Below are 24,834 nucleotides of genomic sequence, written 5' to 3'. Positions count from 1 at the left end.
TTTATTACGGCTTCTATTCGCAACAATAAGCGGCAAAGACTTAGCCTACAGGCACAAAAAAAGCAGCGAATTCGCTGCTTTTTATTTATCTAGAGTTTGATAACACAACGGCTTCTAACATCAAGTTATCGGCCTATGGTAATCAATGGCTGCTATTTCACAACTCGCAAACTTGGACGGCCTTTCGGACGTGTAGGCGCTTCATCTTCAGAAGTTACATCAGTTGTTGCCACTAAAGGTTCTTCAACCTCAACGACACCTAAACTGCTCTCTTCTTCAAATGATGGCTCGACATCTTCAATCGTCATGTCATCTGCGTATGCATCTTCAGGTTCAAACATTGTTCCCGCGCCATTTTCACGCGCATAAATTGCGTGAACAGCATAAATAGGAACAATCACTGAATGAGGGCGGCCACTGAATCGAGCATTGAAGGTAATTGCTTCGTTGCCCAACTCTAAGTTACCGACAGCACGAGGAGCAATATTCAAGATAATTTGACCATCTTGGATAAACTCTTCAGGAACACGAACACCCGGTAAAGTTGCATCAACAACTAAATGTGGTGTTAGGTCGTTATCAGCTAACCATTCATAAAACGCGCGGACCAGGTAAGGTCGGCGCGCTGTCATGTTTTCAATATCCATTAACGAGCCAGACGCATCTCACGTTCAGCTTCCGTTAAAGAAGCCAAGAAAGAATCACGCTCGAATACGCGGTTCATGTAGATTTTTAGCTCTTTTGAACCAGGGCCAACCAACTCGATGCCTAGCTCAGGCAAACGCCAAAGTAGAGGAGAAAGGTAGCAATCGATCAAGCTAAACTCTTCGCTCATGAAGTACTCGTACTCAGCAAAGATAGGGCCAAGAGTCAGTAGATCAGTACGCAGTTTGATACGCGCTGCTTCTGCTTCTTCTACATTGCCTTTAACGATTTTTTCCGCTAGAGAGTACCAATTGTTCTCAATGCGGAACATCATTAAGCGGCTGTTACCACGCGCTACAGGATATACCGGCATTAGAGGTGGATGAGGGAAACGCTCATCAAGATATTCCATGATGATCTTTGAGTTGTATAACGCAAGCTCACGATCGATCAAAGTAGGTACGGTCTTATAAGGGTTTAGTTCTATAAGTTCATTTGGAAGATTGTTCTCTTCAACCAACTCAACTTCAACACTCACACCTTTTTCGGCTAGAACAATACGCACCTGATGGCTGTACATATCAGAGGCACTTGAGAATAGAGTCATCACAGAACGTTTATTGGCAGCTACAGCCATTGAGCCCTCCAGCACACTTAAAATTAAAAAAACAATGGAGGCGACTGCCCCCATTGTATACAAATTAGCGAAGCATTATAGCACGATTAGTGAACATCACGCCAATACTCTTTCTTGAGTAGCACCACGATAATCGTGAAGATAACCAAGAACCCCATAGCCCACCAACCTATCGCATGACGCTCTAGCTTAACTGGGTCACCAGAATAATCGAGGAAGTTAACTAAGTCGCGCATGGCATTATCATATTCAGTCGGGCTCAGTTCGCCACGACCATTAGATTGAGTGCCCACTACGACCTGTACTTCTTTGCCATCGACCATATGTGTTTCAAAAATCGGCTCTGGAATACCTTGCAACTCTTCTAATACATGCGGCATACCAACACTTGGGAAAACAATATTGTTCACTCCAAATGGGCGTGACGGGTCTGCATAGAAAGACCGTAAATAGGTATATAGCCAGTCTGCACCACGAACACGAGATACTAGAGTCAAATCTGGTGGCGGAGCACCAAACCATTGACCTGCTTGTTTCTCAGGGATGGCATTTTGCATTAATGAGCCAATTTTCACATCAGGATCAAAGATCAAGTTCTCTTTCATCAAATCCAGTGGAATACCGATGTCGGTTGCAACTCGCTCATATCGTTGATATTGCGTTGAGTGACAACCCATGCAGTAGTTCATGAATAATTTGGCGCCATTTTGCAAGGAAGCCTTATCCGTTAGATCGTTGTTCGCTTTGTCTAAAGGTACATTGGCTCCTGCCGCCATTGCCAAAGATGGCAACAACGCAAAAAGTATAACAATCCACTTTTTCATTATAATGTTAACCTCTCTGGTAATGGTTTCGTTGCTTCATTTTTACTGTAGAAGAACAGCAATACGAAGAACATGAAGTAACCCAAGCTAAAGATACGTGCAAACATGGTGTACAGCTCTGTAGCGGGTAACGCACCCAGAATACCAAGAGCAATAAAGCTAATCGTAAACTGAATGATATTCACCAGGTGTAGCTTACTACGGTAACGGTACGAACGTACTTTGCATCGGTCAAACCACGGCAGTAAGAACAACACGACAATCGAAGCACCCATTGCGATAACACCCAATAGCTTGTCTGGAACCGCACGCAAAATCGCGTAGAACGGTGTGAAGTACCAAACTGGAGCAATGTGCTCTGGTGTTTTCAGCGGGTTAGCAGCTTCAAAGTTAGGCGGCTCAAGAAAGTACCCACCCATTTCAGGGTTAAAGAACAACACATAACAGAAGAAGAATAAGAAACCAGCAATACCAACAAAATCTTTTACCGTTCCGTATGGATGGAATGGAATAGAGTCAATAATGTCGTATTTCTTGGTGTAATCTTTATGGAATTTAAACTGTGACTGGTAGTCATCGCCCATAGTGCCCTTTGGTAATTTGGTTTCAATACCATCAGGGTTGTTAGAGCCAACTTCATGCAAAGCAATAACATGCAGAACAACAAGCAACAGTAGAACAATTGGCAGCGCAATAACATGTAAGGCAAAGAAACGGTTTAGCGTTGCGCCAGAAATAACATAGTCACCACGTATCCATAGCGTTAGGTCATCACCAATTACGGGTATAGCCCCAAACAAGGAGATGATTACCTGCGCTCCCCAGAAAGACATTTGTCCCCAAGGTAGCAAGTAGCCCATAAAGGCTTCAGCCATCAACACTAAGAAGATCAACATGCCAAACAACCACAATAATTCACGTGGTTTTTGGTAAGAGCCGTAGATTAAACCACGGAACATGTGCAGATAAATTACGATGAAGAATGCGGAAGCTCCAGTGGAGTGCATATATCGTAATAGCCAGCCATACTCAACATCACGCATGATGTACTCAACAGAGGCAAATGCGCCTTCACCTGTTGGAACATAGTTCATGGTTAACCAAATACCCGTCAAGATCTGGTTTACCAGCACCAACATGGCTAGTGAACCAAAAAAATACCAAAAGTTAAATGTTTTCGGCATCGGGTATTCAGATAGATGTTTTTTGTACGCATTCATTGCGGGTATGCGTTTTTCTACCCAGTCCAATAATGCTTGCATTAGGCATCCCCTCCTTCATCAACACCAATAATCACTTTGGTGTCACTTAAATAAGTGTGTGGTGGGATCACTAAGTTTAGTGGTGCAGGGACCCCTTGGAATACTCGACCAGCCAGATCAAACTTAGAACCATGACATGGGCAGAAGAATCCAGATTTAACCCCTTTCACCTGCTCGCCAAAGGTATCAGGCAAGTGTGTCGGTGAGCAGCCTAAGTGAGTACATATACCAACGGCAATGAAGTATTCAGGCTTAATGGAGCGATATTCATTTTGAGCGTACTCAGGTTGTTGCTCTTCCTGAGAGCTAGGATCTCGAAGTTGGTCTTCAACCTTTTTTAAATCGTCTAGCGCAGATTGACCACGACGAACGATCCAAACAGGTTTACCACGCCACTCAACACGGAGTAGCCCCCCTTCATCGATTTTTCCGATATCCACTTCAACCGGTGCACCTGCCGCTTTCGCTTTGGCGCTCGGGTTCCATGATTTAATAAAAGGCACGGCCACAGCGACTGTTCCTAACCCACCAACCACTGCCGTAGTCGCGGTAAGGAAACGCCGACGTCCGTTATTTAAAGGCGCATTGCTCATCCAACATTCTCCCATTTGCTCCCTTTGGCTTGTTTTAATTTCCTATTAAGAGCACGGCTAACAAATCTACAGATTATTTGTATTTATTTTGATGGGAAATGATAAAGAAAACCCTACTTTTTGACAAGATAAAGCTACTTTTTTGTAACATTTGTGAGGCGAATCGCCCGTTCCGTCACAAAAGGAGAGAAAGGAAAACTAATGGAAGTAGGTCTAGGAGTTAATTACAGTTTTAGAAGGTCAAAAAACAAAAAAGCCCGGCATAAGCCGAGCTTTTGATTCCACATTTCCAGCCATAAGCTGAAGCGTGTATCTTTTCGAAAAAAGATTAACGCTTAGAGAATTGTGGTTTACGACGTGCTTTACGTAGACCAACTTTCTTACGCTCAACGCAACGAGCGTCACGAGTAACGTAGCCAGCTGCACGTAGAGCAGGACGGAAAGACTCATCGTATTCCATAAGAGCACGAGTGATGCCGTGGCGGATAGCGCCAGCTTGACCAGAAATACCACCACCAGAAACAGTGATGTATAGGTCAAGTTTGTCAGTTAGTTCAACTAGCTCAAGTGGTTGACGAACAACCATACGAGAAGTTTCGCGACCGAAGTAAACATCAAGGCTACGCTTGTTGATTACGATGTCACCGCTACCTGGTTTGATGAAAACACGAGCTGCTGAGCTCTTGCGACGACCAGTGCCGTAGTATTGATTCTCTGCCATTTTCATAATCCCCGATTAGATGTCTAGTACTTGTGGTTGTTGAGCAACATGGTTGTGCTCAGCGCCAGCGTAAACTTTTAGCTTACGGTACATAGCACGGCCTAGAGGACCACGTGGTAACATACCTTTAACAGCTAGTTCAAGAACCATCTCTGGCTTCTTAACAATCAATTTTTCAAAAGTGATTGTCTTAAGGCCACCAGGGAATTCAGAGTGACGGTAGTAAACCTTACCCTTCGCCTTGTTACCTGTTACAGCAACTTTCTCAGCGTTTACAACGATGATGTAATCACCAGTGTCTACGTGAGGAGTGTATTCTGCTTTATGCTTGCCACGAAGGCGAGAAGCGATTTCACTTGCTAGACGGCCAAGAGTTTTGCCTTCAGCATCTACTACATACCAGTCGCGTTTTACAGTTTCTGGTTTAGCAACGAAAGTTTTCATGCTAATAATTACCTATTTAAAAAATTTACACTTAAGGAACAAGTATTTGTTCCCACTGTCTAAGAGCACCATTATCACCCCTTCGAGTGTTGGAAACTCTTGGCATAACCGCAATAATTTTGCAATTAGAGGCCGGCAGTAACGGTAGGTCGCAGGATTATAGAGAAGAGTGAGGAAAAAATCACCTCTTTTCGAGCAAAAAAGTCAATTTTTTCACTCGTATTTTAGTAAGCAATCCAAGAAAGGTAACATTTGCGCTAAGCTAAGTGCTCTCTCGCCAAATATTCATGGCTCTGCATTTCAATAAGGCGTGATTGACAGCGCTTAAATTCAAACGCTAAGTGCCCACCTAAGTAAAGTGATTCTAATGCCACTTCCGCCGAAATAATCAGCTTTACATTGCGCTCATAAAACTCATCAACCAAGGCAATAAAGCGTCTAGCGGCGTCATCGCTCTCCCTTTGCATCGTTTTTACGTCAGCAAGCAAAACGGTATGATAAACACGAGACAGCTCAATATAGTCATTCTGACTACGCATGGTTTCGCAAAGCTGAGCAAAGCTAGCAAACAAGACATCATCGTGACTATTAATGACCTCCAACTTGCGGTGATTCACTTCAATATTAGAAACCTGAACGTGTCCGTTACCAACCAACTGCTGATAGTAAAGACTTAAGTTTCGATCGGCCTCTTCATCCAACGGATAATGATAAATCTCGGCTTGCTCGAGGGTACGCAGTCGATAATCGACCCCGCTATCAACATTAAGTATTTTACAGTTCTTTTGAATAAGTTCGATTGCTGGCATAAAACGAGCACGCTGTAGGCCATTTTTATAAAGGTCTTGCGGTGGGATATTTGAGGTAGCGACCAACACCATGTTTCGTGCAAACAGCGCTTGCAGCAAAGTGGCCAAAATCATTGCATCGGTTATATCTGAGACATAAAACTCATCGAAGCAAATAAGATCCGCTTCTGCTTTAAAGTTATCCGCGACTTTTTCTAAAGGATCGCTGACATCTTGCAGCCCCTTTAACTCATCATGGACTCGGTACATAAAGCGATGAAAATGCACTCTCATTTTTCTAGGGCTTTGCACGGCATCAAAGAAGGTATCCATCAAGTAGGTTTTACCGCGCCCGACGCCGCCCCAAAAATACACGCCTTGGGGTTGTTCTTTTATCTGTGGTTTCTTCCCTAACCAACGCGCTAAACGGCCTTGCTGAGGCTCTGGCATTTGTTGATACTCGACAAACTCGTGATATAACTGCTCCAAGCATTCGACGGCTTCTGTCTGAGCTGCGTCGACACTAAATCCATTAAGTTCAATATCTTGCAAATACTTCTGTTTTGGGGTCATGGTAGGGGTTTATACCTTAAAGCAGTCCATGCTTACGTAAAATCCGCCACATAAGTCAAGCGGCGTAATTATCAAACATAGAGAAATTATATTCAGTTAGTCAAAAATTTCTGGCACATCTTATTACTATTCTGACGTGCTTTTTTCTTTATCGGAGTATCGAGTCATAGTACCATGATCGTGCTTACATGTAACAGTGTAGTAACATTCTATGGTCGGTAATTGGTAAAAATAATAACCAATAGTGTCACCGCTTAACGCACCAAATATTGACTTATGCCTCCCACCCTAAAAGTGACAACAACGACAAAGGAGCTTTTATGCCTTGGATGTACGCCTTAATTGGACTGGTTATCGGTCTTATCATTGGTTTTGCAATTTCTCGCTTTATGACACCGGAATACAATAAGCAAAAACTGGTTCAAAAAGAGCTGGATGGCGCTAAATTTGAGTTGGAGCAACAACGCCAAGAACTCACCGACCACTTTTCCCAAACGGCTGAAATGTTGGATATCCTTGGTAAAGATTACACTAAGCTATATCAACACATGGCAAAGACCTCGAGTGAGCTTTTGCCAAATATACCAGAACAAGATAATCCATTTGTGAAGAAGATAACTCAGCAAAACCCTGAGCCACAGCTTGATACACAATCAAACGATGACTCAAATTCTCAACCAAAGGATTACGCCAACGGCGCCACTGGGTTGCTAAAAGATGACGAGAAAGAAATCATCGAAACGCCACCTTCCATGGATGAGAAAAAGTCTGCGTAAACAACATTGATTGAACTTTATTTAACCAGCTTGGTCATAATTCTCACCTATTAGAGAGGAGTCTTATGATGAAAAAACCTTTGCTTGTTTTGTCAGCTTTAACTTTAAGCTTAAGTTCAATCATCACGCCACTGCCTGCAAGTGCAGCACTGCCTGTTGCTGTCAGTGGCGAACAATTACCAAGCCTTGCTCCAATGCTAGAGCTTGTTACCCCTGCCGTAGTTAGTATTGCTGTCGAAGGCAAACAAGTATCTAATCAGCGCATTCCAGAAGCCTTCCAATTTTTCTTTGGTCCAGAGTTCCCTACCGAACAACTGCAAGAGAGGCCTTTTCGAGGCTTAGGTTCTGGCGTAATCGTCAATGCCAAACAAGGTCAAATAGTGACCAACTATCACGTCATTAAGGGAGCCGATGAGATACGCGTCCAACTTAGTGATGGCCGTGAATACGATGCAGAGCTCATCGGTGGCGACGAAATGTCTGATATCGCACTCTTAAAGCTAAGTAAAAAGGTCAAAAACCTCACTCAAATTAAGTTAGCCGATTCCGATAAGCTGCGCGTCGGTGACTTTTCCGTAGCGATAGGCAATCCATTTGGACTTGGCCAGACCGTCACTTCCGGCATTGTGTCAGCACTAGGACGCAGTGGCCTTAATCTAGAAAACTTTGAAAACTTCATTCAAACCGATGCGGCAATTAACAGTGGTAATTCAGGTGGCGCCTTAGTGAACCTTAACGGAGAACTAATAGGCATCAACACCGCCATTCTTGGCCCTAACGGTGGCAATGTTGGCATTGGATTCGCCATCCCTACCAATATGATGAAAAACATCACTGACCAAATCTTGGAGTTCGGCCAAGTTAAGCGCGGGATGCTAGGCGTTCAAGGTGGTGAAATAACCTCAGAGCTTGCCGAAGCCTTAGGTTATGATTCAAGTAAAGGCGCGTTTGTCAGCCAAGTTTTGCAAGACAGTGCGGCTGATAAAGCGGGCATTCTAGCGGGTGACATCATTGTATCCATCAACGATAAAAACATCGCGACCTTTGGTGAACTGAGAGCTAAAATCGCCTCTCTAGGCGCAGGGAAAACAGTGAAACTCGGGGTAATACGAGACGGCAAATCTAAGTCGTTTGATGTTACTTTACAAGAAGCCAGCGACGCGAAAACTAAAGCGGATAAACTTCACGAAGGGCTGACTGGTGCTGAACTTGTCAACACTGATGCCAGTGATTCAAAGAAAGGGGTTAAGGTTACCCAAGTAGCAAAAGGTTCCCCTGCTGAAGCTTACCAATTGCAAGCAGGCGATATTATCCTCGGCGTAAACCGCACGAGAGTGAAAAACCTTGCTGAACTACGCAGCTTATTAGAAAGCAAGCCAAGTGTGTTAGCGCTCAATATTCAACGTGGTGATCGCACTATCTATTTAGTCGTTAGATAACCTAATGAGATAACGCGTAAGCATTGATAAAGGGAACTTGATGTAAGTTCCCTTTTCTTTCATCTAAAAGCAGTGCTATTCTTTGGGTCTACATGTTTGTAATCGCTTCAATTTTTAATAATGATTCGAGTCGAACTGAGGTTCTATGCAGTATCGATGAGAGGGTACTATGGGAAAAGCACTTCTGCGCTCAATATTAATGGGCTTGGCGACTGCCATCATACTACTGGTAGCCGTACCATCACTTCGTAGTTCCGTTATCAACCTACCGAAACCTCTAATTGAAGAGACCATTGGCGATCTGCTGCTATCATTTAGCCACGCAGTTAGGCGTGCCGGACCTGCTGTGGTCAACATTTATAGCCGACAGTACGTAGAAGAAGATAAGCTTCAATTAAAAACGCAAGGCTTAGGTTCTGGTGTCATTGTCAGTAATAAAGGCTACATCATTACCAACTACCATGTTATTGCCCAGTCAGATCAAATTATCGTTGCCCTGCAAGATGGCCGTTACTCTGCTGCCACATTGATCGGTAAGGATCGTAGAACTGACCTCGCTATACTCAAAGTAGAAATAGAAAACCTGCCTGTTATCCCATTGAATCCAGACTATCAAGCGAAAGTCGGCGATGTCGTCTTGGCGATTGGTAATCCTTATAATTTAGGTCAAACAACGACCTTTGGTATCATTTCTGCCACTGGCCGCTCCTCCATTAGTGCAGATGGTCGCCAAGCTTTCATTCAAACTGATGCAGCAATCAACCAAGGTAATTCTGGTGGCGCATTGGTTAATACCAGTGGTGAACTGGTGGGTATCAATACCGCGTCTTTTCAACAAGCGACCGATTTTGAAACCTACGGGATTTCATTCGCCATTCCCTACTCTTTAGCGAACACCATCATGGAAAAAATCATTGCTGATGGTCGTGTCATTCGCGGTTATATTGGTATTGATGGCCAAGATATTAACGCCGTGTCTTCACGGTTGTTAGGGGGTGACTACGTGGGTGGCATTATCGTCATGGGGATAGACCCAACAGGGCCTGCAGCGCTAGCTGGATTCCAAAAACAAGATGTCATCTTGATGATTGACGATGAAAAAGTAAAAGGACGAGACAGTGTATTGGAAATTGTCGCAGGCCTAAGACCCGGCACCGAAGTCAGCATGTTAGTCTTAAGAAAAGGGGAAGAACAAAGGCTGCAAGTCACGGTTGGCGATGATCCAAAAGGATAAGCCTCTAGCCTCTAGCCTCTAGCCTCTAGCCTCTAGCCTCTAGCCAAATATAAAAATCCCCAGCGGAAAGCCGGGGATTTTTTCGTTCTAGACGTTAACGTTATAGAAACTTACTCTTGAACGTCTTCTATATCGGACTCGTCAGAATCAATTTCAATGCGCGTAACTCGTTGCAATCCTCTTGGCAGTAAACCACCACGACGACCACGCTCACCACGGAAGTTCTCTAGGTCTGCGGGTTTCAAACCGAGCTTACGTTTACCGGCATAAAGAGTGATTGTTGCGCCTTGCGGGATGGAAATCAAATGCGACACCATCTCTTCACGAGCTTTTGACTTAGCCGATGGAATATTAATGATTTTGTTGCCCTTACCTTTACCCAATTGTGGTAAATCTTTCATCGGGAACATCAACATTCGACCTTGATTCGTGATTGCTAAAATCTCATCATTGTCTAAGTTATTAATCGCACTTGGCGCCATTAACTCAGAGCTTGCTGGTAAGTTAACCAGAGCTTTACCACTGCGGTTTTTCGACAACAAGTCACTGCCTTTACAAACAAAGCCATAACCCGCATCAGAACCCACTAGCCACAATTGCTCATCTTCACCCATGATCACCTGAGTCACCGAAGTACCCTGACTGATGTTCAAGCGGCCTGTAATTGGCTCACCTTGGCTTCGTGCAGATGGCAGTGAATGTGACTCCAACGAGTAACTGCGGCCATCGCTGCCTAAGAACACCGCTTGCTGGTTACTCTTACCTCTTGCATGCGCAAGGTAGTTATCACCAGATTTAAAGTTCAAGGTGGAGGCATCAACATCATGGCCTTTCGCGTGACGTATCCAACCCTTCTCCGATAAAACAACGGTGATTGTTTCACTTGGGATTAAATCGCGTTCAGTCATTGCTTTTGCTTCTGCACGCTCAATAATAGGAGAGCGACGGTCATCACCGTATTTTTCAGCATCCGCTTCAATTTCTTTCTTAAGCAGCGTATTCATACGGCGCTCAGAGCCAAGAAGCAATTGCAGTTTATCGCGCTCTTTCTCTAGTTCTTCTTGCTCACCACGGATCTTAAACTCTTCTAACTTAGCTAAGTTACGCAGTTTAATGTCTAAAATGGCATCTGCTTGGATATCACTGATACCAAAGCGCTGCATCAAGACACCTTTAGGTTCATCTTCAGTGCGGATTATCTCAATGACTTCGTCAATATTGAGATAAGCAACCAACAAACCTTCTAAGATGTGTAAACGAGCAAGAATTTTATCTAATCGATACTGCAAGCGACGGCGTACTGTCGTTCGGCGGAACTCAATCCACTCAGAAATGATTTTGACTAGCCCTTTAACTTGAGGGCGATTGTCTAGGCCAATCATATTCAAGTTAACGCGGAAGTTCTTTTCTAAGTCGGTTGAGGCAAATAAGTGGTTCATCAACTGATCGCAATCAATACGATTAGAACGCGGCACAATCACGATACGAGTCGGGTTTTCATGATCGCCTTCATCACGAAGATCGTCGACCATTGGTAATTTCTTCGCTCGCATTTGAGCGGCGATTTGCTCTAATAACTTAGAGCCCGATACTTGGTGTGGCAAAGCAGTCAGGACAATATCGCTGCCTTCTTTGTGCCATACCGCACGCATTTTAATGCTGCCTTTACCGGTGCGGTAAATTTTTTCGATATCAGAAGAAGGAGAAATAATTTCCGCTTCTGTTGGATAATCCGGCCCTTGAATAAAGCTCATAATGTCGCTTAGTTCAGCTTTAGGGTTATCGATCAAGTGAACGGTTGCTTTGGCAATTTCACGCACATTATGCGGAGGAATATCTGTCGCCATACCAACCGCAATACCTGTAATGCCATTCAACAGGATATGAGGTAAGCGAGCAGGCAACATTTGTGGCTCTTTCATTGTGCCATCAAAGTTTGGTTGCCACTCAACTGTGCCTTGGCCTAATTCACCCAGTAGAACTTCAGCAAATTTAGACAGTTTCGCTTCGGTATAACGCATTGCTGCGAAAGACTTAGGGTCATCTGGCGCCCCCCAGTTACCTTGCCCATCCACTAATGGGTAACGGTAAGAGAACGGCTGAGCCATTAACACCATGGCTTCGTAACACGCAGAGTCACCATGTGGATGGTACTTACCCAGTACATCACCAACGGTACGAGCGGATTTTTTATATTTTGACGCGGCTGATAAGCCTAACTCTGACATCGCGTAAATGATACGGCGCTGTACTGGTTTTAAGCCGTCACCAATATAAGGCAACGCGCGATCCATGATTACATACATGGAGTAATTGAGATAAGCGTCTTCGGTGAACTTGCGCATTGGCTGCTGTTCAACGCCATCAAATGTAATTTCAGTAGACATCTATTAAACCTCTGCCAAGTCGCCTTTGCTTTGTAACCAAGTGCGTCGATCATCGGCGCGCTTTTTACCTAGCAGCATATCCATCATTTCATCGGTTTCCGCATTATCATCAATCGTAAGTTGCACTAAACGACGAGTATTTGGATCCATGGTGGTTTCACGCAATTGAAGTGGGTTCATCTCACCCAGTCCTTTAAATCGCTGAACGTTTATCTTGGCTTTTTTCTTACTTAATCTTTCTAAAACGCCATCTTTTTCATCTTCGTCCAAGGCGTAGAACACTTCTTTGCCGCAATCGATTCTAAATAGAGGAGGCATCGCCACATAAATATGACCCGCTTCAACCAAAGAACGGAAATGACGCGTAAATAAAGCGCAAAGTAAGGTCGCAATGTGAAGACCATCGGAATCCGCATCCGCAAGGATACAGATCTTACCGTAACGTAAGCTTTCTAGATTATCGCTGTCAGGGTCAATACCCAAAGCGACTGAGATATCATGTACCTCTTGAGAGGCCAAGACTTGATCAGCAGACACTTCCCAAGTATTCAGAATTTTACCACGTAGAGGCATTACTGCTTGGAATTCTCGATCACGAGCTTGTTTCGCAGAACCGCCTGCCGAGTCACCCTCCACAAAGAAAATTTCGGTACGGTTTAAATCTTGTACTGAACAATCGGTCAGCTTACCCGGTAATGCCGGGCCAGAAGCGATTTTTTTACGAACCACTTTTTTGCTTGCTCGCATACGGCGATGCGCATTGGCAATACACAATTCAGCTAACAATTCAGCTAGCTGTGGCTTTTCATTCAACCACAAGCTAAAGGCATCTTTAACCACACCAGAAACAAAAGCTGCACACTGACGAGAAGACAAACGTTCTTTGGTTTGCCCTGCAAACTGTGGCTCTTGCATTTTGACCGACAATACATAAGAACAACGATCAAATACATCGTCCCCCGTGAGCTTAACTCCACGAGGTAACAAGTTACGGAACTCACAGAATTCGCGCATGGCATCAAGCAAACCTTGGCGCAAACCGTTCACATGCGTACCACCTTGTTTGGTTGGTACTAAGTTTACGTAGCTCTCGGTGATCAGTTCACCGCCTTCAGGCTGCCAAATGATCGCCCACGTTGCCATTTCTGTTTCTGCGACAAATTCACCAATATAAGGTGATTCAGGTAGAACGATATAACCTTTCACACCTTCCGCTAGGTAGTCGTTCAAGCCGTCTTCGTAAAGCCACTTATACTCGTCGCCATTCACTTTATCGCTGAAGGTGATTTCCAAGCCAGAACAAAGCACCGCTTTTGCACGCAGGTTATTGACTAAGCGCAATACGGAAAATTTAGAACTATCAAAGTATTTAGGGTCAGGCCAAAAATGAACAGATGTACCGGTGTTTCTCACACCACACGTACCCGTTGTCGTTAATGGAGACGCCGTGTTACCGCTTTCAAAGGCAATTTCATGGACTTCGCCATTACGCTTCACTGTTACCTGAACACGCGTTGATAGGGCATTCACAACAGAGATGCCTACGCCGTGCAAGCCACCGGAAAACTTATAGTTATCGTTAGAGAACTTACCACCAGCATGCAGCTTGGTCATAATAAGTTCCACACCTGAGATCCCCTTTTCTGGGTGGATATCAACAGGCATACCACGCCCATCATCGATCACTTCCAGTGATTGATCAGCGTGAAGAATGACTTTTATCTTCTTTGCATGCCCTGCTAACGCTTCATCGACCGAGTTATCAATCACTTCTTGAGCGAGATGGTTCGGGCGATCGGTTTCAGTGTACATGCCAGGGCGATGTCTTACTGGGTCAAGACCTTCAAGAACCGAAAGGTCTTTCGCATTATATTGTTCAGCCATAATACGGATTTATACTCAAATGATTTGGGCCACAAATTGTCGTTCGCAGCTAGATTGTTAAGTTTTATACTGGACACTGTTGGAAAATAAGCCTGATAGAAGAAAAAGGCAGCAAATACGCAGTGTTCGAAACTATGATGAGACATAGTCTGGAACAGACCAAGTGATGTCAAGTGAGAGACGAAACTAAAGGATAAATTTATGACCCCATACCCATTGCGTTGATGAGGTCAAGGTTTCTATAGTTCTAAAAATTGGATGATTTGTTCTGGGTATCGCTCAAAACCAACGAAGCTATGATCGCCTTCAGGTTCAACCGTTTTACGGCTTAACTGGTATTTATCGACCGCTTGACGATAGTCCAATACCTCATCGCCTTCTTGTTGCAACAACCAAAAATCGTCAGGCTGAGTTAAATGGGTAACATCTAACGCTTTCAGCTCTTGCATGTGCACGGTTTCAAGCAAGTACTTCTCATCGGTATAAGGGTTAACTTGCTCACCCAAATAATCAACGAGTAATTCATAAGGCCGTACTGCTGGATTGACTAATGCCGCTTTCAATCCATAACGACTGTTCAGCCAAGTCGACAAATAACCGCCCAGAGAGCTCCCTACAAGCCCTATTTTATAATCATTGATATGAGATTCTATCAACTGGACAAGCTGTTGGCTTGCAGCCTTTGGGTAGCACGAAACTTGAGGAACAATCACTTTGATATCAGGACGATTTTGTTGGCAAAACTCAATCATTAACTGAGCTTTAAGGGATTTAGGCGAACTGTTAAAACCATGAATATAAAGTAATAGCGATGGTTTTTCTGATGTATTCACGGGCGGTTTTTCCTCGAAAGGTAGCGGCAAGTTAATAACCTGCGGAGGTAAAGTCCGGTAAAAAGCTATCTGATTCTAGCCTGCCGACTTCAAGCTTCAATTCACCGTTGGCAAACAATTCTAGCATGCGCCAGCCTGGAGATTGATTATCAAGTGCGAAGTCTGCTGAATTCGGCTTAAACTGAACACACGTTGATGGAGTCGCGATAACACGCACTCCTTGGTGCTTAACGTCAAAGTCTTGATGAACATGGCCGCACAATATGCCATTTACATTGTTGTGCTTACCAATAATCGACCACAATTGTTCAGACTCTTGTAGGGTATGTTGATCAAGCCACGCACTTCCGACCAAAATTGGGTGATGATGCAGCAACACTAAGCTATGTCTATCGCTGTGAGTTGATAACTTTTCATCAAGCAAGGTCAATTGCTCGTCACTTAAGCGACCATATGGTACACCGGCCACTTGGCTATCTAGTAAGATGATCTGCCATTTATCACCCAATAAGACATGAGTAGTTGCAACGATTTGCTCAGAAGGCATAACACTTTGCATGCTTGGCTTGTAATCGTGGTTACCTGGTAGCCAAAAGCACGGTTTTTTCAGTGGTGCTATACCATTGGCAAAGCGCTGATAGGAAGTATCGGTATGGTCTTGAGAGATATCACCTGTTGCGAGAATAGCGGAATAGTCGAATTTAGTTGCTTGAACGGCGTCGACAACCGCATGAAAACTGTCGAGAGTAGTCACACTCAACAAAGAGCCATCCTCTGGTTCAAACAGATGGGTATCTGTTATTTGTATAAGCTTAATGCTTTCCGTTGCTTCTAATGCCAATCTCAAAATATAAAACCTGACTAATTCTCTTTAATGCTCTATCTGACAACTAATAAACAGGCGTACGGCTAATGCCCTTACGCAAACAAAACGTTAACCATTCACCGAGGAAACGATTAAGCTGAAACTTTTCATCTTTTTGTGCCATTTTAGTATTAGGGTAATCGTACTTAGCTTGAACCCTAACCATCAACTCGCTAGCAAATACTTCCGCAACTCTTGCATCGTGGTACAAACGAACGGCCATTTTAGGCAGTGGAAAAATCGGTAACTCTTCACACTGGCAGATATCGACTACCGTTGTATATTTGGTGATTTCAGACACTTCAATCTGGTACACCATTTGTTCTACTTGGTAGGAGCGTACATCTCCTACACTCGGTTGGGTTGGCAACAAAGCATTCAACTTAGCATAGTTGGTTTCATACACACGCATCAACTCGGCGAGATCGACATGGTATGGTTTTGTTTTCACTCGTTTACCCACCTAGATTTTAATTCTTCATGGTTCAATTCTAACCATTGTAATGCCATTATTGAGGCACCATTCTCAATTTTTCTCTCTTTGACCATTTGATAAGCGTCAGTTCTGGAGAAAACATGCACTCTAATGTCTTCATCTTCATAGTCTAAGCCATGAACGCCCGTTGCGCTTGATGCATCCACCAGACCAACAAATACATCGAGTTTCTCTGAACACCCACCCGAAGAAGGATAATAGCTAGTGATTGACTCAACGAGCTCAACAGCAATACCTGCCTCTTCAAATGCCTCACGCTTTACAACGTCTTCGGCCGATTCATTTTCGTCGATGATACCTGCCACTATTTCAAGCTGCCACGGATTATCATGTTCCAATGCCCCAACACGAATTTGCTCAATCATGACGACCTGATCGGTCAGCGGGTCATATGGTAACAGGGCTGCTGCGTGACCACGTTCAAACATTTCACGTTGAACATTGCTACTCCAACCACCTTCAAATAGTTTATGTTGAAAGGTGTATTTCACCACTTCAAAAAAACCTGAAAAAAGTATGGTTTTTGAGATGATTTTCACATCACTATGAGTAAACTGTTTGAATTTGTTGTCTGACTGGCACATAGAACCCTCCGAAGTAGAAATAATACTAGGACTTAAGCGCTATGACCAATGACAGCGCTCAACTTTTTTGACAATGATTGCAAAAAAATTTAGAGAACCAGTTATTTTGCTATACGAGTGGACTATATAGTGACAAATAGCGCTATTGCTTGCACAATGAGCAATAATATAAGTTACACTCGTGTGGCGTCATTTATTAATTTAAGGCAAAGGAAAAGCAAGATGAAAAAGCTGCTTCCAATTTTAATCAGTGCTGCGCTTGGCGGTTTGTCCGCAACAGCATCAGCTGACAGCATCACTGAGATCTACAATTTAGCAAAACAGAATGATCCTCAATTACTTAGTGCAGCAGCATCTCGCGAAGCAGCATTTGAAGCAGTAAACAGCTCTCGTAGTACCTTACTGCCACAAATTAACCTAACTGCAGGTTACGACATTGCTCGAACTAGTGCAGATCGTCCAGAAAGAGAAAGTAACGTTCTTTCTGCGGGTGTTGGCTTTACTCAAGAGTTGTATCAACGCAGCAGCTGGGTAAACCTTGAATTGGCTGAAATGAGTGCCCGTCAAGTAGATTCAACTTACGCTGCGCAACAACAAGGTTTGATCCTTCGTGTTTCACAGGCTTACTTTGAAGTACTTCGTGCACAAGACAGCCTAGAGTTCGTGCGCGCTGAAAAAGCAGCCGTTGCTCGTCAACTAGAGCAAACTAAGCAACGTTTTGAAGTGGGTCTTTCTGCCATTACTGATGTGCATGACGCACAAGCACAATACGACAGCGTATTGGCATCTGAAGTACTTGCAGATAACACGTTGATCAACAGTTACGAATCACTTCGTGAAATCACGGGTCAAGAACACGCAAACCTAGACGTATTAGATACCGAGCGTTTTTCTGCAAGCAAATCGGACACACCGTCTGCGGACTTAGTGAAAGAAGCGCAAGAGAAAAACTTAAGCTTACTTGCTCAACGTATTGCGCAAGACATTGCGAAAGATTCGATCAAACTGGCAAGTTCTGGACACCTACCATCTTTGAGCCTAAAAGGTGGCTACCAGTATTCAGATAAAACAGAATCTGTTGCCAATCAATCTAACAACGATTTCAACATCGGTGTTCAATTAGCCGTACCGCTATACACAGGTGGCAACACCACATCTCAAGTAAAACAAGCTGAATCAAAATACGTTGCAGCGAGCCAAGACCTTGAGAAAGTATACCGTAGCGTTGTAAAAGACGTGCGCGCACAAAACAACAACATCTCAGCGACTATCGGTGCTATCCGTGCTTACGACCAATCTGTAATTTCTGCAGAGTCAGCACTTGAAGCAACAGAAGCCGGTTTTGATGTAGGCACACGTACAATCGTTGATGTTCTTGATTCTACTCGCCGTCTATACGATGCGAACCGTAACCTGTCTAACGCACGTTACGATTACATCTTAAGTGTACTAAAACTGCGTCAAGCGGTTGGTACGCTGAGCGAGCAAGATATTCTTGATATTAATGCGGGCCTTAAGGCTGCGGGTTAAGAAGTGCTGAAAGCTAAGTACTAAAAGCTAAGTACTAAAGACTGAAGAATAAAAAACGACGCGTGATGCGTCGTTTTTTTTGAGTAGAATACAGAGACGGGCTTCGCGCTGCGAATTCTAGCCTTTTCCGCCTTTAATCGCTTCGATGATTTCAGTCGTAGAGCAACCGTCTTCAAAGTTCAGAACTCGAACTTCACCACCTGCGGCGATCACTTCTTCACCACCAGCAATTTCATGTGGTTCGTAGTCGCCACCTTTGACTAGCAAAGTTGGCAGCACTTCCGAAATTAAACGTTGTGGGGTTTCTTCATTAAATGGTACGACCCAATCAACAGCGCCTAAGCCGGCTAATACCGCCATACGGCGATCAGTTGGATTGACAGGACGACCCGGGCCTTTTAGTGCGCGGACGGACTCATCGGTATTAACCGCAACAATCAGGCGATCGCCTAATTCAGCCGCATGATTCAAATAAGAAACATGACCGGCGTGCAAAATATCGAAGCAGCCATTGGTCATCACCACTTTTTGGCCTTTAGCTCGTGCTTTTTTCACCGCTTCGATGAGTGCATTTTCGCTAATAATACCAAAGTCAGTATCTTGGCTTCCGTGAACCGCCTCTGCCAATTCGATGGTAGACAGCGTAGACGTGCCTAGCTTACCGACAACAACACCCGCAGCAGCATTAGCCAAAGCACACGCTTCTTCAAATGACTTACCCGCAGCAACTGAGGCTGCCAATACTGAGATAACCGTGTCGCCCGCACCGGTTACGTCATACACTTCTTGTGCTTGCGTTGGTAAGTGGAATGGCTTTTGATCACGGCGAAGCAACGTCATACCGTGCTCACTACGTGTAACTAACAGTGCTTCAAATTCAAATTCTTCAATCAGAGCCAGACCTTTAGCAACCAAGTCAGCTTCATCTTTAACTTTACCCGCAACAAGCTCGAATTCAGCCATGTTTGGCGTCAATAGGGTTGCACCACGGTAGCGCTCAAAATCTGCGCCTTTCGGGTCAATGAAGACTGGCACATTAGCCGAGCGAGCTTTCTGGATAAACGCCTGAACGTGCTCCAATGCGCCTTTTGCGTAATCCGATAAAATCACCGATTTCACATTTGGTAGCGCTTGCTCCATACGAGTAAGGACGTAACTAGAGTCAACATTCTTAAAGCTGTCTTCAAAGTCTAAGCGGATCAATTGTTGACCACGGCTCATTACTCGCAGCTTGGTGATTGTAGGGAAATCTTCCAACTCAACAAAATCACACTTCACTTTCAGTGATGACAGTTTATCGGTGAGCACTCTTGCAGGTTCGTCCTGACCGGTTAATCCAACCAAGTGTGCTTTGCCGCCTAATGCGGCAATGTTCATTGCTACGTTTGCAGCACCACCCGGACGCTCTTCGTTTTCTTCTACTTTAACCACGGGTACTGGCGCTTCAGGGGAAATACGTCCTGTTGGGCCATACCAATAGCGATCAAGCATCACGTCGCCGACGATCAATACACCAGATTGAGCGTAATCAGGCAAAATGGGTTTCATAACTGTCTCCAATACATCAGATCTGTGGGCATGGTAACACAACCCCAAACCATCAAAAAATAACTATTGTTGTTTACCAAGCCAAGCATTCCAAGCCTTTGTAACCACTTGCCTCTCTTCAAGGAATCGACTTTCATCGACGTCTGCATCTTGGTTTAATAAATTTCTATGATGAATTTCATCACGAAGCGTTGTATAGGCCGAAATCAATTGCTTTGTTTGTGACTCTGGCAATATGTCTAATTGCGCCGCGACCTCTAAGATTCGGACATTATCAGAGTATCGAATCAACTCTGGGTATGTCTTGCTTAAGTGTAAGACCAAGTATTGCACCAAAAATTCAACATCGGTAATACCACCTTCATCTTGCTTAAGCATAAAACGGCCGGCTTTTTTGCTTCCTAGGTGTTCTCGCATTTTTTGGCGCATTTCAACGACGTTTTTCTGAAGCGTTGCTTCCTCTCGAGTCAGGGCGAGTATTTTAGTCCTTGTACCACTAAATGCCTCAATGAGAGGGGCATCACCATAAATAGCTCGAGCCCTAACCAGCGCTTGATGCTCCCAAGTCCAAGCATCCGACAACTGATATTCATCAAAAGCTTCCGCTGGGCTTACAAGCAAACCCGACACACCCGATGGTCTCAAACGAGTATCCACTTCGTACAAAATCCCCGAAGCGGTACGAGTTGAAAAAATATGAATGATTCGTTGTGCTAAGCGCAGATAAAACTGCCTACCATCAATCTCTTTATTACCGTCAGTATTGACCGAGGCTGGGCAATCATGCATAAACACGATATCCAAATCCGAGTTATATCCGAGCTCCCACCCCCCGACTTTGCCATAACCAATGACGGCAAAGCCTTTACTTCCTCTGTCTTTCAAATGAGTCGGCTCACCAAACTTTTCAGTGACTTGCAACCATGCTTGGCTAATAACCGCATCGACAATGGCTTCGGCTAGGTACGTTAAATGATCGCTCACTTTCATCACAGGCAGCACACCTGCAATATCTGCCGCCGCAATTTTTAAGATACAAATCTGTTTGAATTGGCGCAGCGCTTCCATTTGTTGTTCCATATCATCTTGCGGAATACGCGCTAAGTAATCTCGCAGTTCCGATTTATAAGCAGACAACGGAATCGGGTTGTACAATTGCTGAGGATCGATTAACTCATCAAGTAATATTGGATAACGAGCCAGTTGCTCTGAAATCATAGGGCTAGCCGTACATAAGCGCACAAGTTGCACTAATGCGGCCGGATGTTCATCGAGCAATTCTAAATAGGTGGTTCGAGTTGAGATATTGGTTAGTAAAAAACACACTCTCGACAGACCAAACTGCGCATCTTTATGATGATAAAGGGCGTTAAACACTTTAGGCATTAGTCGGTTTAAGACCTCACGCCCGCGTGGCCCCAAGGTTTTCTTCGCTAAATCGGCTTTGAACTGAACAATGGTATTCACCATATCTGCGGGCTGTTCAATGTGTAAATCTTGTTCCAGGATTTGTTCGATCACTTCTGTCGAATGAGCCATATCCCACAATTCACTAAAGTGCTTCGGAATTGCGTCTCCGTCTTCTTCTTCCTCACCGATAAGATCTTCAAACACTTGATGGATGTTTTCCATATGGGCTTGAGTCTGAGTAAGCAGGTCGCCCCAAGATTCGGCTTTCATGGCGTAAGCCAAACGTTGTTGATCCATTTCTGAGTCGGGTAAGGTCTGCGTTTGTTTGTCCGCTAACGCTTGGATCAGGTTTTCCATTTTGCGTAAAAATAAGTATCCCGACCTTAATTGTTCTACTTCCGTACTTTCCAACTGACCGAGTTCTTCGATCGCGGTTAGAGTTTCCAGTAACCCTCGCCCTCTTAGACTTGGCTCACGCCCGCCTCGAATAAGTTGAAAAACCTGAGCAATAAATTCCACTTCGCGAATGCCACCAGCGCCCAATTTTATATTGTTGCTCAGACCACGACGACGAACTTCGCTGGTGATCATCGATTTCATTCGACGCAAGGAGTGCAGCGCACTGAAATCCATGTAGCGACGGAAGACAAACGGCCTTAGCATCTGACGCAATTCTTGATATTGAGGGTACATTTCGCTGCCCATGACCCTAGCTTTAACCATGGCATACCGCTCCCAATCTCGGCCTTGTTCTTGATAATAATCTTCAAGTGCAGCAAAGCTCATGACGAGAGGACCACTTTCGCCAAATGGACGTAAGCGCATATCTACCCGATAGCAAAAGCCATCGAATGTCGGCTGATCTAACGATTTAATCAATCGCTGACCTAAGCGAGTAAAGAACTGAGCGTTAGCTATTGTGCGGCGAACACCTTGAGTTTCACCATTTTCAGGGTAAGTAAAAATCAGATCGATATCAGAAGAGAAATTGAGTTCACCTCCGCCAAGTTTACCCATGCCGATCACGAGTAATGGCTGCGCTTCGCCTTCAGCATTACACGGTGTGCCCCACTCTTGGCAGCAGGTTTTGTAAAGCCAATGATAGCTCTCGAAAATCATGGCCTCTGCCAGTTCAGACAGGTGCATTAAACTTGCTTCTAGCGACCATGAACCAACAAAGTCTCGCCAAGCGATATAACACATCTCTCTACGTCTGAATTGGCGTAGCTTACGATTCAAGCTTGCTTCGTCTTCGCATTTGGCTAACTGACGCTTTAATTTTTCACGATAGTCAATAGACCGGTTTTGCACCGCTAACATTTCGGGTAGGCGTTGACACAACTTCTCGTCTCGTTGCAATGAATCGGCAATGAAGTCACTTAAACCTAACACGAGATCCAGTTCAGTTAATTTGGCTTGAGGCCATGTGTCAAACACATTGGGATACTGATGTTCTATTTGCTCTCGAGCTTGTTGTGATTGAGCATCTAGCGGGGCGGGTAAGGTCATCGTCTATCCTTGTCTTTGCGGCGAGACAAAACAGTAACATAAAAAAACGCCCACATAGGCTATGTGGGCGTCAATTGTTTGATCTATTTAAGAGTTTTTTACACTTTAAAAGATTGAATCTTAGTATCTAATTCTGCCGCATTGGACTCCATCATTTCTGATGTTTCTAACAGCTCTGTGACAACAACAACAGAGGCTTCAACCAATTCACGTACGTTAGTCAGATTTTGGTTCATCTCTTCTGCTACGGTACTTTGCTGTCCTGCTGCTGTGGCAATTTGGAAATTCATTTCATTAATTTGAGTAACTTGAGCAACAATACCCCCGAGCTCGGCTCCGGCATTTGTTACCAATTCAACACCGTCGGCCGCTTCAACAACGCTTTTTTCCATCAGCTCCACCGCGCTATTCGCACTGCTTTGCAATTGAGAAATCATGTCTTGAATTTCAACCGTTGCTTGCTGTGTTCGCTGAGCAAGGTTACGCACTTCATCTGCGACAACCGCAAACCCTCGGCCTGCTTCTCCGGCACGAGCTGCTTCAATGGCTGCATTCAATGCGAGTAAGTTAGTTTGCTCAGAAATCCCTTGAATCGTCCCAACCACACTGCCGATAGCATCTACACGCTCTTCAACTTCATTAACGGCCTGGGCAGATTGAGAAATATCACTGGATAGCTCATTCATTTTCCCAACAGAGTCCATTACAAAGCGCTGGCCTTTTTCAGCTTGCTCAGATGCACTTTCTGTTACACTTGACGCACTTTGTGCATGATCAGCCACGGTTTGTACCGTGGTTGTCATTTCACTCATCGCCGTAGCAAGCTGGTCTATTTCGCTGAACTCTTCTTGCGCTGAATCTTTGGTTTCAGACATGCTAATAGTCATGATTTCAGTCAACGAAAATAGTTCTTGCGACGAAGCAACTTGGGTTGCGATGACGTCATGCAATTGCCTGCGAGTTTTCTCTAGCTCTCTCGCTAAATCGCCGTATTCATCTTTGCAGTCCATATCAATGGTCTCTGACAAATCTTTGTTGGCTAGGTTCTGTATACTTTCGGCAATGTACAACGTTTGACGCAACATGACTTTTGCGGCACCTAACAAGATGACAATGAAGATCACTATCATAGCTATGGTCTGCCATACCATCTGTACTAAATAATCATTGTAGATATCAAGAGCGGTATCAGTGCCTTGCGATGTAACGACAAGCCAATTTACCCCATCGATTTGCTTAGCATATTCAAAGCGCTCTCCGCCAGTTAACTCATAACCGAGACCTTGTTGTTGCACTTTACCCAGTAAATCAGAAAGCCGTGAGCCTGCATCCGTTTGAATGGATAAATCAGTCATACTTTGTGCTCTAGGGTGACCGATAACTTTGCCCGTATCACGCTCAACTAAGTAAGTATATTGACTGCTATTTGATTGGCTTTGAGAGGACATGGAGCGCTCAACAAGCACTTTCCCTTGCTCATTGTTTTCTCTAATGACGTTATTGAAGAAGTTGGCCTGCGCGTTAGACACTTCCATAACTTGGTCTTTTTGGACAAGAATCAACGAATCATAAAATGTGTTCGCATCCCAAAGCTGTTTACCGATGATTAATAGTGAGCTGAACACCATTAACATCACCATTTTGGGGACCAATTTAATATCGGTAATGATTCTTTCCCAAGGCCTAAACGTCAAGCTTGCCATAGACGGCACTCCATTATTTTGTTTTTGTCTGATCTGCGTTACGACACAGCATCCCATTTTTGAAGCCAATTCTCGGTACTTAGTATTTATTTCACGCTTCGTATGAATACGGCATGATAGCAAAATCAATTAGCCACCTTTGTCTAACT

General features: G+C 44.2%; 21 protein-coding genes. 4 read left to right on the top strand and 17 right to left on the bottom strand.

Annotated features, from left to right (window positions below):
• Positions 1 to 152: 152 nt before the first annotated feature.
• The 8 genes from sspB to zapE all read right to left on the bottom strand — a co-directional run bounded on the left by sspB (position 153) and on the right by zapE (position 6,487).
• Positions 153 to 647, bottom strand: a complete 495-nt coding sequence (gene sspB, locus VTAP4600_RS01125; protein WP_102521115.1) for a ClpXP protease specificity-enhancing factor — start codon at positions 645 to 647, stop codon at positions 153 to 155.
• Complete coding sequence (gene sspA, locus VTAP4600_RS01120; RefSeq protein WP_102521114.1) at positions 647 to 1,282, bottom strand: stringent starvation protein SspA; 636 nt, start codon at positions 1,280 to 1,282, stop codon at positions 647 to 649. The genes sspB and sspA overlap by 1 nt, the downstream gene beginning before the upstream one ends.
• Before the next feature lie 86 nt (positions 1,283 to 1,368).
• Entirely contained in the window at positions 1,369 to 2,106 is a 738-nt protein-coding gene (locus VTAP4600_RS01115) for a cytochrome c1 (RefSeq protein ID WP_102521113.1), read from the bottom strand.
• A complete protein-coding gene (locus tag VTAP4600_RS01110; RefSeq protein WP_102521112.1) occupies positions 2,106 to 3,368 on the bottom strand; it encodes a cytochrome b in 1,263 nt (420 codons plus the stop codon). Before VTAP4600_RS01110 ends, VTAP4600_RS01115 begins: the two co-directional genes overlap by 1 nt.
• Positions 3,368 to 3,961, bottom strand: coding sequence for a ubiquinol-cytochrome c reductase iron-sulfur subunit (gene petA, locus VTAP4600_RS01105; RefSeq protein WP_102521111.1), 594 nt, complete (start codon positions 3,959 to 3,961; stop codon positions 3,368 to 3,370). Before petA ends, VTAP4600_RS01110 begins: the two co-directional genes overlap by 1 nt.
• A gap of 328 nt (positions 3,962 to 4,289) precedes the next feature.
• Positions 4,290 to 4,682: a 30S ribosomal protein S9 gene (rpsI, locus tag VTAP4600_RS01100; protein WP_102521110.1), complete on the bottom strand. Its 393-nt coding sequence runs from the start codon at positions 4,680 to 4,682 to the stop codon at positions 4,290 to 4,292.
• A gap of 15 nt (positions 4,683 to 4,697) precedes the next feature.
• Positions 4,698 to 5,126: a 50S ribosomal protein L13 gene (rplM, locus tag VTAP4600_RS01095; protein WP_102521109.1), complete on the bottom strand. Its 429-nt coding sequence runs from the start codon at positions 5,124 to 5,126 to the stop codon at positions 4,698 to 4,700.
• A 257-nt stretch (positions 5,127 to 5,383) separates the two neighbouring features.
• Positions 5,384 to 6,487 carry a cell division protein ZapE gene (gene zapE / locus VTAP4600_RS01090; protein ID WP_102521108.1) on the bottom strand — a complete coding sequence of 368 codons (1,104 nt, stop codon included), beginning with the start codon at positions 6,485 to 6,487 and terminating at the stop codon, positions 5,384 to 5,386.
• Between the two features lie 320 nt (positions 6,488 to 6,807).
• On the opposite strand from zapE, the gene zapG reads away from it, so the two are divergent.
• The 3 genes from zapG (at position 6,808) to degS (ending at position 9,936) form a co-directional block, all read left to right on the top strand.
• Positions 6,808 to 7,263, top strand: coding sequence for a Z-ring associated protein ZapG (gene zapG / locus VTAP4600_RS01085; RefSeq protein WP_102521107.1), 456 nt, complete (start codon positions 6,808 to 6,810; stop codon positions 7,261 to 7,263).
• 68 nt (positions 7,264 to 7,331) lie between these two features.
• Entirely contained in the window at positions 7,332 to 8,702 is a 1,371-nt protein-coding gene (locus VTAP4600_RS01080) for a Do family serine endopeptidase (RefSeq protein WP_102521106.1), read from the top strand.
• A 169-nt stretch (positions 8,703 to 8,871) separates the two neighbouring features.
• Positions 8,872 to 9,936 (top strand): outer membrane-stress sensor serine endopeptidase DegS, encoded by a 1,065-nt coding sequence (degS, locus tag VTAP4600_RS01075; protein WP_102521105.1) that lies wholly within the window; start codon positions 8,872 to 8,874, stop codon positions 9,934 to 9,936.
• Positions 9,937 to 10,046: 110 nt separating this feature from the next.
• Here degS and parC read toward each other — a convergent pair whose 3' ends face one another.
• The 6 genes from parC to nudF form a co-directional block, all read right to left on the bottom strand.
• Positions 10,047 to 12,323, bottom strand: a complete 2,277-nt coding sequence (gene parC, locus VTAP4600_RS01070) for a DNA topoisomerase IV subunit A (protein ID WP_102521104.1) — start codon at positions 12,321 to 12,323, stop codon at positions 10,047 to 10,049.
• A gap of 3 nt (positions 12,324 to 12,326) precedes the next feature.
• The gene (parE, locus tag VTAP4600_RS01065) at positions 12,327 to 14,207 is read right to left on the bottom strand and encodes a DNA topoisomerase IV subunit B (RefSeq protein ID WP_102521103.1); all 1,881 of its coding nucleotides are present in this window, start codon (positions 14,205 to 14,207) and stop codon (positions 12,327 to 12,329) included.
• A gap of 239 nt (positions 14,208 to 14,446) precedes the next feature.
• Positions 14,447 to 15,040: an esterase YqiA gene (yqiA, locus tag VTAP4600_RS01060; protein WP_102521102.1), complete on the bottom strand. Its 594-nt coding sequence runs from the start codon at positions 15,038 to 15,040 to the stop codon at positions 14,447 to 14,449.
• 31 nt (positions 15,041 to 15,071) lie between these two features.
• Positions 15,072 to 15,887, bottom strand: coding sequence for a 3',5'-cyclic-AMP phosphodiesterase (gene cpdA / locus VTAP4600_RS01055; protein ID WP_102521101.1), 816 nt, complete (start codon positions 15,885 to 15,887; stop codon positions 15,072 to 15,074).
• Between the two features lie 43 nt (positions 15,888 to 15,930).
• Positions 15,931 to 16,317 carry a DUF1249 family protein gene (locus tag VTAP4600_RS01050; RefSeq protein ID WP_231897893.1) on the bottom strand — a complete coding sequence of 129 codons (387 nt, stop codon included), beginning with the start codon at positions 16,315 to 16,317 and terminating at the stop codon, positions 15,931 to 15,933.
• Between the two features lie 35 nt (positions 16,318 to 16,352).
• Entirely contained in the window at positions 16,353 to 16,985 is a 633-nt protein-coding gene (gene nudF, locus VTAP4600_RS01045) for an ADP-ribose diphosphatase (protein WP_102521099.1), read from the bottom strand.
• 222 nt (positions 16,986 to 17,207) lie between these two features.
• On the opposite strand from nudF, the gene tolC reads away from it, so the two are divergent.
• Positions 17,208 to 18,515 carry an outer membrane channel protein TolC gene (tolC, locus tag VTAP4600_RS01040; RefSeq protein ID WP_102521098.1) on the top strand — a complete coding sequence of 436 codons (1,308 nt, stop codon included), beginning with the start codon at positions 17,208 to 17,210 and terminating at the stop codon, positions 18,513 to 18,515.
• Positions 18,516 to 18,632: 117 nt separating this feature from the next.
• On the opposite strand, the gene hldE is transcribed toward tolC, so the two are convergent.
• The 3 genes from hldE to VTAP4600_RS01025 all read right to left on the bottom strand — a co-directional run bounded on the left by hldE (position 18,633) and on the right by VTAP4600_RS01025 (position 24,685).
• Positions 18,633 to 20,063 (bottom strand): bifunctional D-glycero-beta-D-manno-heptose-7-phosphate kinase/D-glycero-beta-D-manno-heptose 1-phosphate adenylyltransferase HldE, encoded by a 1,431-nt coding sequence (hldE, locus tag VTAP4600_RS01035; protein ID WP_102521097.1) that lies wholly within the window; start codon positions 20,061 to 20,063, stop codon positions 18,633 to 18,635.
• Positions 20,064 to 20,126: 63 nt separating this feature from the next.
• A complete protein-coding gene (gene glnE / locus VTAP4600_RS01030) occupies positions 20,127 to 22,982 on the bottom strand; it encodes a bifunctional [glutamate--ammonia ligase]-adenylyl-L-tyrosine phosphorylase/[glutamate--ammonia-ligase] adenylyltransferase (protein WP_102521096.1) in 2,856 nt (951 codons plus the stop codon).
• A 98-nt stretch (positions 22,983 to 23,080) separates the two neighbouring features.
• The gene (locus tag VTAP4600_RS01025) at positions 23,081 to 24,685 is read right to left on the bottom strand and encodes a methyl-accepting chemotaxis protein (RefSeq protein ID WP_102521095.1); all 1,605 of its coding nucleotides are present in this window, start codon (positions 24,683 to 24,685) and stop codon (positions 23,081 to 23,083) included.
• Between the last annotated feature and the right edge of the window lie 149 nt (positions 24,686 to 24,834).

This window comes from Vibrio tapetis subsp. tapetis, assembly GCF_900233005.1.
GTDB classification, from domain to species: domain Bacteria; phylum Pseudomonadota; class Gammaproteobacteria; order Enterobacterales; family Vibrionaceae; genus Vibrio; species Vibrio tapetis.
This window is presented reverse-complemented; position numbering and strand designations above follow the sequence as displayed.